10 protein-coding genes and 1 riboswitch are annotated in these 11,446 nt (G+C 45.2%); all 10 genes read right to left on the bottom strand.

From position 1 onward, the window contains the following. Positions 1-78: 78 nt before the first annotated feature. The 10 genes from OO016_RS05940 to OO016_RS05895 all read right to left on the bottom strand — a co-directional run bounded on the left by OO016_RS05940 (position 79) and on the right by OO016_RS05895 (position 11,303). Positions 79-1,116: a serine hydrolase domain-containing protein gene (locus OO016_RS05940; RefSeq protein ID WP_266011603.1), complete on the bottom strand. Its 1,038-nt coding sequence runs from the start codon at positions 1,114-1,116 to the stop codon at positions 79-81. A 43-nt stretch (positions 1,117-1,159) separates the two neighbouring features. Continuing rightward, complete coding sequence (locus OO016_RS05935; RefSeq protein ID WP_266011602.1) at positions 1,160-1,939, bottom strand: head GIN domain-containing protein; 780 nt, start codon at positions 1,937-1,939, stop codon at positions 1,160-1,162. Between the two features lie 11 nt (positions 1,940-1,950). Further along, positions 1,951-3,051, bottom strand: a complete 1,101-nt coding sequence (locus tag OO016_RS05930) for an acyloxyacyl hydrolase (RefSeq protein WP_266011601.1) — start codon at positions 3,049-3,051, stop codon at positions 1,951-1,953. A 60-nt stretch (positions 3,052-3,111) separates the two neighbouring features. Continuing rightward, positions 3,112-4,065 carry a methylenetetrahydrofolate reductase [NAD(P)H] gene (gene metF, locus OO016_RS05925; RefSeq protein ID WP_266011599.1) on the bottom strand — a complete coding sequence of 318 codons (954 nt, stop codon included), beginning with the start codon at positions 4,063-4,065 and terminating at the stop codon, positions 3,112-3,114. A 24-nt stretch (positions 4,066-4,089) separates the two neighbouring features. Continuing rightward, complete coding sequence (gene metH, locus OO016_RS05920; RefSeq protein WP_266011598.1) at positions 4,090-6,831, bottom strand: methionine synthase; 2,742 nt, start codon at positions 6,829-6,831, stop codon at positions 4,090-4,092. Between the two features lie 13 nt (positions 6,832-6,844). Further along, on the bottom strand, positions 6,845-7,855 hold the full coding sequence (locus OO016_RS05915) for a homocysteine S-methyltransferase family protein (protein ID WP_266011597.1): 1,011 nt from the start codon (positions 7,853-7,855) through the stop codon (positions 6,845-6,847). A gap of 63 nt (positions 7,856-7,918) precedes the next feature. Beyond that, a riboswitch (SAM riboswitch) is annotated at positions 7,919-8,020 on the bottom strand. A gap of 87 nt (positions 8,021-8,107) precedes the next feature. Then, entirely contained in the window at positions 8,108-9,352 is a 1,245-nt protein-coding gene (locus OO016_RS05910; RefSeq protein ID WP_266011595.1) for a sulfate adenylyltransferase subunit 1, read from the bottom strand. A gap of 62 nt (positions 9,353-9,414) precedes the next feature. Beyond that, positions 9,415-10,353 carry a sulfate adenylyltransferase subunit CysD gene (gene cysD / locus OO016_RS05905; RefSeq protein WP_304608072.1) on the bottom strand — a complete coding sequence of 313 codons (939 nt, stop codon included), beginning with the start codon at positions 10,351-10,353 and terminating at the stop codon, positions 9,415-9,417. Between the two features lie 36 nt (positions 10,354-10,389). Then, positions 10,390-11,013 carry a phosphoadenosine phosphosulfate reductase domain-containing protein gene (locus OO016_RS05900; protein ID WP_266011593.1) on the bottom strand — a complete coding sequence of 208 codons (624 nt, stop codon included), beginning with the start codon at positions 11,011-11,013 and terminating at the stop codon, positions 10,390-10,392. A gap of 26 nt (positions 11,014-11,039) precedes the next feature. Then, positions 11,040-11,303 (bottom strand): DUF2061 domain-containing protein, encoded by a 264-nt coding sequence (locus OO016_RS05895; protein WP_266011591.1) that lies wholly within the window; start codon positions 11,301-11,303, stop codon positions 11,040-11,042. Positions 11,304-11,446: the final 143 nt, after the last annotated feature.

The raw sequence follows: 11,446 nt of genomic DNA, 5'->3' as shown, positions 1-11,446 counted from the left end.
AAGACACAGGAAGAAGAAAAAATAAGAACGGTTCTTCGGGAGTGGGTACCTATAAAAAAATAAAACCCGTACCTCCCATCAAACGCCATAGTCCTGAAATTCCTCAGCTATTCCATCCAGGATATCCTTTATTTTGGGATCTGAACAATTGACCAAAGCAGCGATGATCAAACCTGTGCCCGGAAAAACCCTGAAATAGCTGTAACCCCCAACCTGGTTGCCAATATGACCATAAAAGGGACGGCCCCTGGCATTTTCGCTTACTTCCCAACCCAGGCCATAATACGTTTTGGCACCATTCACCTTTTGGGATTCCAGAAATGTCGACATCACCTCCGGATAAAAGTTTTTTCGCAGAACAGCCTGCCCCAGTCTAATAATGTCCTGCACTGTGGTGAGATATCCCCCTCCAGCCAGTTTAAAACGATTGTCTACCTTAATTGCCTCCCGAAAACCAGAAGCCCGCCTGGTGTAGCATGTAGCCTGGCGGTTGTTCTTTGTTGGCTGACTGTTGCTGGTTGATTGTTGTTGATTAGTGGTGGCAGGTTGTTCAGGGATGGTGTTGGTCATACCCAGAGGGGTAAGTACCTTCTCACGGGTATAAACATCAAAGGGTATTCCTGAAGCTTCTTCCATGGCCAGTGATAGAAGCACAAAGCCATAACTATTGTAATAAAATTGGGTGCCCGGCTCAAAAAGCAAAGGATCGTCCTGGAAAACTTCCAGGCTTTGCCTTATGGTATAGGGTTTGTTAAGGGCGTATTCCTTTCCGCTGTATCCGCGGATCCCTGCGGTGTGTGAAGCCAGCTGGCGAATGCTGAAGTCGTACTTTTTCCCGGGAAAATCAGGCACATAGTCATAGAAAGATGCATCGAGATTGATTAAGCCTTCTGCAACCATTGAAGCCAGGGCACATGCTGCAATGGGCTTGGATATACTTGCCGCCCGGAACCGGGTTTGTGATGGTTGTACAGGGGTTTTGTACTGCAGATCGGCGTAGCCAAAACCAGCCTGCCATTCCCAGCTATTATTTTTATAAATGGCGATGGATAAACCCGGAACTTTTCCCTCATTTATAAGCTCTTCCAGACGCCCGGAAATCCGTGTGATCAACATATGTTTTCCTGAAATCCCCATCAAGTGCTCTATGAAGTCCTAATCAATTCCTGAAAATCAGGCGACCCCCATATACAAGCTCTACCTCAACAATCGGAGGCCGATTAAAGCTTACGACATCGCCGGTTCCGCGAATGATCCCCCTGAGTGCCTCCTGAGGATTGATCCGAATATCATTGCTACCCCTCTGATTAAAAATTACCTCCCCTGCCAGCAAGGTTTCGGCCTCAACCCGACTGTCCCCGGATGATATGTCTACATCCAGGAAATCCGTGGTTCCACTGATCTTGAAGTATGCCAGTCCATTTGCCACTATGCGTAGTTCCTGAGTAGCCACATCCACCTCAAAAGTACCGTCTGTGGTATCGGTATCCGGATTTACAAAGCTTTCCGAGATCAGGGAAAGCGACTCATAAGCCAATGTACCTTCGCTTCGTATCGGAAAACCAGTACTGCTTCTTATGTTTTCAATTTCCGGAGCCGTAACATAGATCGTAGTCAATCCATATGCCCTGAATAAATTGCAGTTGTTGGTATCTTCAAGTATAAGGGTACCGTCTTCCACTCTCGCGCTGACTTCAGGACGCAAATATTCTCCGGTTTCAATCAAAACTCGCTGTTCCGGACCCTGTCGCAAAACAAGGGTAACATTATCCAGTACTGTGATGTTCGTAAAGGGACTTACAGTCACCTCTTCCTGTATCAGGTCTCCCGCATTCTGGAAACAATCCAAAACATTTTCCCCGTTACAGCCATTCACCATGGTCGCCACCATAAGCAACAGTATCCAACCTTTTAATCTTATGAATAATAATCTCGTCATAAATGCTCTTCTCACAACCTTATCCCTATTCCGAACTCTATAGCTTCGGCCTTGGCCGCATGGGATTTCAGGGTAATGGCCCCAAACCATTTCGAACCAAAATACCTTTTGATTCCAATACGACTATACACCCGGCCTTCAAAATCAAAGGGATAATAAATATAATAACCCAGCTGTGTAACGACGCTTATTTTATTAACATAGAGTTCGTGACCAACAAATAGCCCCACCCGCTTATAGTCATCATCTTCCTGAACATCAAATTCTGGAAAAGCCAGGGCCTGGAAACGAATCAGCTCTTTCAGGAAATTAGAGAAAAATACTTCCGTACCAAATTGCAGCCCACTTTTCCGATTAAGGCGCTTATCTGCATAAACAGACAGGATATAAAACGGAAACTGTCCTGAGTTGATTACATCGCTTTCGTTGATCCCAGACCGGAAGACCAGGTTGTAATGCCAGGGCTCCTTAAAATTTTCCTTATCTGCTTTTTCCCTGATGATAAACGACTGTGGTTCACCTATCCGGTAGATCAGCCCTGCATTTAAGGCAAATGTATTGGTAGAGGTATTGGGGGCTTTTACATTGGCATTGGAATAATGCACAAGCGATATCCCTGCCCGAAAGCCCAGGTTTTGAATTATATCTTCACGATAGTAATTGAGCATAAGATAAGTAGAGCTCATCAGGTGGGAACCATAGGCATTGCCCCTGAAATTGAGATTTTTATCGTAAGGGTTGGTGTTATAGGCAATACCCTGCCCTATCCTAAACTGTAGTGTTCTCCTCAGGAAGTAAAAATTGTAATGGCCGTACAGGCCAAAGTTCTCTCCCAGGGTCGTGGTTTTCATATCCTGGTAAATAAATGAGAACCCGGTATCGGGGAAACCGTATTCCTGTTCCCATTCCCTGTTGCCGAATGTCTTCTGGCTAAACCCAAGGATAAAGCCGGTAGGGTGCTCACGGATAAGATGTGAAACATCCGTGTTATGCCTCAGGATGGAACCGTAAAAGGGATTGATTTCCAGAGTGTAAACCGGACTGGCTTTTTGCTGCTGTGCCCATCCCAGGACGGAACAAAAGAGAATCCCGTAGCAAACTAATTTGTACATCGGTCGTAAAAGTAGGAAAAAGGGAGGTTATCGAAGTAATTGTCTCAAACAATAAGACTCCTAAAATATCGATTCCGCTATGGCTTTGATATTGGTTGATTTACCCATGGAATAATAATGCAGGACTGGCACTCCGGCATTTTTGAGTTCCCGGGACTGCTCAATGGCCCATTCTATCCCAACCTGCCTTACCTCTTTATTATCCTTGCAATTTTCCACTGCATCGATAAGGTCCTGAGGCAGATCTATCCGGAATACCTGTGGCAAAAGGTGAAGGTGCTTTTTAATAGCAATGGGTTTAATCCCGGGAATGATGGGTACGTCAATCCCCATATCCCTTGCCTCTTTCACAAAATCAAAATATTTTTTATTGTCGAAAAACATCTGGGTTACCACATAATCTGCTCCAAGATCAACTTTGTATTTCAACCATTTCAGGTCTGATTTCAGGGAGGGTGCCTCCATGTGCTTTTCAGGATATCCTGCCACTCCAATACAAAAATCGGAACAATCATCGGTTTCAATCACCTCGTGCAAATACTTGCCCTGGTTGAGGTTGTGTATTTGTTTTACAAGGTCTGAGGCATACTTATGACCGCCTTCCGAAGGTTCAAAATATTTCTCCTCCTTCATGGCATCGCCCCTGAGCGCCATTATATTGTCAATTCCAAGGTAGTGACAATCAACGAGCAGATATTCTGTTTCTTCCCTGGTGAATCCCCCACAAAGCACATGGGGAATGGTATCTACGTCGTATTTGTGTTTAATAGAGGCACAGATACCCACCGTACCGGGCCGCATGCGAGTCAGCTTTTTATCCAGCAGGCCATTTCGGTCAATGTAAACATATTCCTCCCTGGATGTGGTTACATCAATAAAAGGAGGGTTAAATTCCATCAGGGGGTCAATATTGTCATAGAGCTCCTTTATATTCCTCCCTTTTACTGGGGGTATGATCTCAAAAGAAAATAAGGTTTCACCATTCGCCTCCCTGATATGATCTGTAACCTTCATAAAGATGGATTTTGCTTTTATAAACTATTCATTTTCTGCAAGATTCGGAGCCAGCCACTTCCTTGCTTCTTCTTCGCTAATTCCCCTGCGCCTGGCATAATCTGAGAGCTGGTCTTCCTTTATCTTACCCAAACCAAAATATCTGGATTGTTCATGGGCAAAATAATAACCACTCACACTGGCTGCAGGCCACATGGCCAGGCTTTCGGTAAGGGACACCCCTATCCTTTCCTCAACACCGAGGAGCTCCCATATGGTTAATTTCTCAAGGTGGTCCGGGCAGGCCGGATAACCCGGGGCAGGTCGGATCCCCTGGTAAGATTCCTTAATTAACTGATCATTACCTAGCTTCTCCCCTGCGGCATAACCCCAATAATCCAGGCGAATCTGCTGGTGCAGGTATTCAGCAAAAGCTTCCGCCAGCCTGTCGGCCAAAGCTTTGATCATAATGGAACTATAATCGTCATGATCCTGCTCAAATTGCTTTGCCTTTTCTTCCGTTCCAAACCCTGCCGAAACACAAAAACAGCCCATATAATCCTGTATGCCACTTTCCCTGGGCGCGATAAAATCGGCAAGGGCAATATTGGGCACTCCCGCCTTCTTAGCCCCCTGCTGCCTTAGACTTAGGAAACGTTTGGTATTGGAAAGGTCCGGTTTTCCCGAACCCATGAGTGGTGTAACCTCAATATCGTCCTGATCAATGGCATTGGCCGGAAACAAACCGAAAACGGCCCTGCCTTTAAGCCACTTCTCTTCCAGTATTTTCTTCAACATTTCCTGGGCATCGTCGAACAGATCCGAAGCCTGCTCCCCAACCAGAGAATCCTCGAGTATATCAGGAAATTTGCCATGCAGATCCCAGCTCCTGAAAAAGGGTGTCCAGTCTATATAGGGCACCAACAGGTTTAAATCAAAATCATCCCAGACCTCTACCCCAAGTTGTTTGGGTTTGCAGATCATTTCTGGCTTCCAATCGATTTTCAGTTTATTGGTTCTCGCCTTCTCCAGGCTGAGATAGGATTTAGCCTTTGCCCTGTCCAGGAATTTCTTCCGAAAGTCATTGTATTCTGTTTTTATCCTGGACTTATAGGCATCTGAGGTTTCCTCCTGAAGCAGGTCACCAACTACGGTAACCGCCCTTGAAGCATCATTGACATGGACCACGGATCCATTGTAATGCGGCGCAATCTTCACCGCCGTATGGGCCTTGCTGGTAGTAGCACCACCAATAAGGAGCGGCACTGAGAATTCCTGACGCTCCATTTCTTTGGCGAGGAATACCATTTCATCCAGAGAAGGGGTTATCAGGCCGCTCAATCCGATCATATCTACATTTTCCTCTCTGGCTGTTTGCAGGATCTTCTCCGGGGGCACCATGACACCGAGGTCCACAATTTCATAATTGTTGCATCCGAGCACAACACTTACTATGTTCTTGCCTATATCGTGCACATCACCCTTTACAGTTGCCATGAGAATCTTGCCAGCAGATCTGGCATTTTCATCTTTGTCAGCTTCGATAAAAGGAAGCAAATAGGCCACCGCCTTTTTCATAACCCGGGCCGATTTGACCACCTGGGGCAGGAACATCTTGCCACTGCCAAACAGGTCGCCCACAACATTCATACCTTCCATCAAATGCCCTTCGATTACCTGGATAGGTTTGGGTACGGCCTGCCTCGCTTCTTCCACATCTTCCTCAATGAACTGGTCAATCCCCTTTACCAGTGCACGGGTAATACGATTCTGCAATGGTTCTTCACGCCAGCCCAGATCAGCCTTCCTTTCCTTTGATTTCCCTGTAACTGTTTCAGCAAAAGCCAGGAGGCGTTCGGTTGCATCCGGCTTACGATCCAAAATTACATCCTCTACATATTCCAGGAGATCTTTGGGTATATCATCATAGACTTCCAGAAGAGCAGGGTTAACAATCCCCATGTTCATGCCTGCCTTAATCGCATGGTAGAGGAATACAGAATGCATGGCTTCACGCACAACGGTATTACCCCGGAAACTGAAAGATACATTGCTTACACCCCCGCTCACACTGCAATAGGGCAGGTTTTTCCGTACCCATGCGGTGGCTTCTATGAAATCAACCGCGTTGCGCCTGTGTTCCTCCATGCCGGTGGCTACGGGAAAGATGTTGAGATCAAAAATGATGTCCTCCGGAGGGAATTTGACCTTGTTGACCAGTAAATCGTACGAGCGTTTGGCAATTTCAATCCGTCGTTGAAAATTATCTGCCTGCCCAACCTCATCAAAGGCCATTATGATCACGGCAGCACCGTATCTCCTGATGAGTCTGGCCTGTCGTATAAACTCCTCCTCCCCTTCTTTCAGGCTGATGGAGTTTACCACACATTTTCCCTGGACCACCTGAAGGGCTGCTTCAATGATCTCCCATTTGGAACTGTCGATCATAATAGGGACCCTGGCAATATCAGGCTCGGCCATGATCAGGTTCAGGTACCTGACCATTGCTTCTTTGCCATCGATAAGGCCATCGTCCATATTAACATCAATGATCTGAGCCCCTCCTTCCACCTGATGCCGTGCAACTTCCAGGGCTTCCTCATAATTCCCTTCTTTTATAAGCCGGAGGAATTTGCGGGAACCACTAACATTGGTACGTTCTCCTACATTGATAAAGTTACTCTCAGGAGTTACCACCAGGGGTTCAAGACCACTGAGGTGCAGGTAGCGTTTTGTGTTGCTGGCTATCTGTTGCTTGTTGATGGTATTTGGATTTTGGCCGGTCATTCTTTACCTGGAATTAATTGGCACTTTGGTGAGCGAAAAATGACCGGGTCTCATACTCCTTTACCAGCTCCGCGATAGCGCGAATATGATCCGGGGTAGTACCGCAACAGCCTCCTACGATGTTAACGAGTCCCTTTTCGAGATACTCTTTTATCTGCTCTGCCATTTGCTCAGGGGTTTGATCATACGCCCCGAAAGCATTGGGCAGTCCTGCATTAGGGTGAGCTGAAACAGCAAAATCCGATTTATCAGACAGGACCTGCAGGTGGGGAGTAAGCTGACTTGCCCCGAGAGCACAATTAAGTCCGACAGATAACAGCGGTAAATGTGATACAGAGATCAGAAAGGCTTCTGCGGTCTGTCCGGACAGCGTGCGTCCGGAGGCATCGGTAATGGTACCACTCACCATGACCGGTATGTCTACCTGCAGTTCTTCCTTCAATTCTTCAATTGCAAAAAGGGCCGCTTTAGCGTTCAGTGTGTCAAAAACAGTCTCAACCAGCAACAGGTCTGCTCCTCCCTTTATCAGGCCCTCCGCCTGTTCCCTGTATGCATCCTTCAGTTCTTCAAAGGATATTGCCCTGAACCCAGGGTCATTGACATCCGGCGACATACTGGCGGTTTTGTTGGTAGGACCCATGCTGCCTGCCACAAAACGGGGTTTATCAGGGTTCTTCAATGTGAATTCCTCTGCCACCTGCTTGGCGATCCTGGCCGACTCAAAATTCAGTTCCATAACCAGGTCCTCCATCTGGTAGTCGGCCATGGCAATCCTTGTTCCGGAGAAAGTATTGGTCTCAATAATATCTGCACCGGCTTCCAGATACAGGCGATGCACATTTTCAATAGCTTCAGGCTGGGTAATGCTCAGCAGGTCATTATTACCTTTCAGCGGACATGCCCAATCCTTAAATCGATCCCCCCTGAAATCTTCCTCGGTAAATTCATAGCGCTGCAGCATGGTGCCCATGGCACCATCCAGAACCAGGATGCGTTTCTCCAATATTTCATAAATTGATTGCATGGGCATATTTCCTTTGAGGGGATTGTAATCAAGAAGGAAAAAGGCAGCCTTACGGGTTTCTTTTGGTTATCTATTCCATTACGGATAGAATGTAGCACCTTCTTTACTAGGAAAGGGTTGCTAAGGTTTCTTCGGGTCTATTCCCTCCACCTTTCTTGATAACAAGCCAGTTTAATTATGAACTCCTGCAAAGAAAATGTACACAGGGTGGAATTACAAGGATTTCGGCGGATTTTTGGTCAGCCAGACTTCCTAATGAATAAAGCCAACTCCGGATGTAGCATTGGTTTGGGGATCGATCAGAATAAAAGCCCCGTTTGTTTTGTTGCTGGAGTATGGATCAAAGTAGATCGGTTTGCTGAGCTTAAGGGAAGTTTCGCCAATTTGATTCAAATGGAGGGAACTGGCTGGTTCACTCCCTGAATAATCAGTGGCAATAACATTCCTGATCAATTCTATTTTGGATAAAACCTGATTCGTATTATGCCGCAAAATATATTTGCTTCCCGCGGTAAGGGGCTTATTATCCATCCAACAAATAGTGGCCTCAATAGCACGTTCAACTTTAGGTAATTCATTCGGCCTTACCAGCATATCTCCGCGAGCTATGTTTATATTATCTTCAAGCGTAAGGGTGACGGAGTTTCCCGAAGAAGCCCGCTTGAAGGACTGGTCATAAAAATAGATGTCCTTAATTCGAGACCTGGTTCCTGTAGGTAAAACGGCCACTTCGTCCCCAACCTCCAGTGAACCACCGTATACTTTTCCTGCATATCCCCTGAAATCATGGAATTCTGCAGTTTTGGGGCGTATTACCTGTTGCACAGGAAATCTCGCTTCACCCTGGTCATTTACGTCCGTCAATTCAAGCTGTTCCAGATGATAGAGAAGCGGTTTCCCCTCATACCAGGGCATGCGTTCCGATTTAATGGCAATATTATCCCCATGTAAGGCACTAACCGGTATAAAATGCAATTGTTGTTCCTCATAAGTGCTCTTTGAGTTTAATTTTTCAAACTGAACCTTTATATCCAGATAGACCTGCTCTGAGAAGTCAACCAGATCCATCTTGTTGATTGCAACGATTACATTCTTGATACGAAGCAGGTTGTTTATAAAGAAATGCCGATAAGTTTGCTCAACTACTCCTTTACGCGCATCAATCAGCACTATAGCCACCTGAGATGTTGAAGCCCCGGTTACCATATTTCGGGTGTATTCAACATGCCCGGGAGTGTCCGCTATAATATAACTTCGCGAGCGCGTAGAAAAATATATATGAGCAACATCAATGGTAATACCCTGCTCTCTTTCCGCGACAAGGCCGTCTGTGGCCAAAGAAAAATCCAGATAGTCATAGCCCTTTTTGAGACTACTTTTTTGGATTGCGTCAATCTTATCTTCCGTTAGTGAATTGGTATCATACAGCAGCCTGCCTATAAGCGTGCTTTTACCATCATCGACACTACCTGCAGTCGCAATTTTTACAACATTCATCATTATGAGATTTGACTATTGGAATTAATTTAAGTGGATTGAGGATTATGCTTGCCTACAGGCTAGAAATAGCCCTGTTGTTTTCTCTTTTCCATGGCTGCCTCCGACCGTTTATCATCAATTCTTGCACCCCTTTCGGATATTCTGGAATCACGGATCTCAGCGACTACCTTTTCAATGGAATCTGCTGTGGATTCAACTGCTGCAGTACAGGACATATCACCAACGGTCCTGAAACGTACCCATCGCTCCTGAACCGCCTCATCCTCTGAACGGAATACGACCTCATCTTCGGCGGTCCAGATGAGGCCATCCCTTATAAAAGTTGATCTTTTATGTGCGAAATAAAGGGAGGGAATTTCGATCTTCTCCTTTTCAATATAACTCCACACATCCAACTCCGTCCAATTGCTAATCGGGAATACCCTGACATTCTGACCCAGGTCTATATGCCCGTTAAGCATATCAAAAACCTCCGGCCTTTGGTTTTTCTCATCCCACTGACCAAAATCGTCCCGGACAGAAAAGATGCGTTCTTTGGCCCGGGCTTTTTCCTCATCACGTCTTGCCCCGCCTATACAGGCATCAAACTTGAATTCTTCTATAGCATCCAATAACGTGGTAGTTTGCAATGAATTCCTGCTGGCATATTTTCCCTGTTCTTCCAATACCTTTCCCTGATCTATGGAATCCTGAACATATCTCACGATCAGGTTTATTCCCAGGTCGGCCACCAGTTTATCCCGGAAAGCGATGGTTTCCTTAAAATTATGACCGGTATCGATATGTAAAAGTGGAAAAGGGATCTTCGCCGGATAGAAAGCCTTTTGAGCCAGGCGTACCAGGGTAATGGAGTCCTTACCCCCTGAAAATAACAGCACGGGGTTCTCAAATTGAGCGGCTACTTCCCTGAAAATATAAATGGCCTCATGTTCAAGATCATTGGCGGTTAAATTGGGAAGTGATTTTGTACTTATGGTATTTGCTCGAATTGTTGCCAAATCAGTTTGTTTTTAGTTTTACGGCGTCAGAATGTATCAGGTATGCAAACCACATTCCCGGTTACCAAGTACCTTCGTAGGATCGAAATACCGAAATTCATCAGTAAGGCCTCTCTTGTTGATGTAAGTATCCAACCGGGCATCACTCCAATGGTAAAATGGACTTACTTTAAGCACTCCGGTATTACTAAGGCTAAATATATCCAGCGTATCCCGGAGGGTGGTCTGACCTTTTCGAAGATTGGTGAACCAAATATCGGGCTGGTGTTCCATCATTGCCCTTTTGAATGGTTCCAATTTAACCTGCTCGGTAAAAATAGCATGGTTAGGATCATCGATCTCTGGAATACCCATTAGCATTTCCCGGTATGCCCTGGTTTGTTGCGGAACATATAATTTAATATTGAGATTGAATTTGTTAATCAGCTTTTCCGCATGCCTGTAAGTATCAGGTGTGTTGTATCCTGTATCGCACCAAATAACTGGAATTTCCGGCATCACTGAGTTTACCGCGTGAAGTATTGCAACTTCATAGGGCCTGAAATTTGTAGACAATACGGACTTGCCCCCCAAGCCAATGGCCTTCCTGATAATTTCTTCAGGGGGTAGCTCACGAAACCTGTCGTTAAGCTGCCTTACATCTGTTACCGATAAATTCATCACTAATCATTTTATAATTGAACAAACTATTTGCCCCAGCGAACCCTATTCCAAACTCGTTCATGCACAAAATAGAGGATCATTTTACTTAATAACTCCACAAAACCAATCGAAAAAGCAAGGGTAAGTTCCCCGGTAACGATCCAGGAAATAATTACTGTATCTGCAGTCCCCACAATCCTCCAGGTTATGGATTTAAGGATACTCCTCTCCGGTCTTTCCTCCAGGTTTTGGGTACCCGGCTCCAACTTACTGGAGTTTTTATTGAGCCACAAATAATCGAGAAACATATAAAATATTTATCCTATAGATTTAATAGAGTATACAAAAGTAAAATAATAAAGTTGTTATGCAATTCCGCTTATAACAGAAAATAATTTATAGTGTTAGTTTTAAATATTATCTATTATTTGGAGATAAAAATTGAGAATAA

Source organism: Lentiprolixibacter aurantiacus (assembly GCF_026241225.1).
GTDB classification, from domain to species: domain Bacteria; phylum Bacteroidota; class Bacteroidia; order Flavobacteriales; family Flavobacteriaceae; genus Lentiprolixibacter; species Lentiprolixibacter aurantiacus.
The sequence above is the reverse complement of the archived record's forward strand: the minus strand, read 5'-3'. Positions and strand labels throughout refer to the sequence as shown.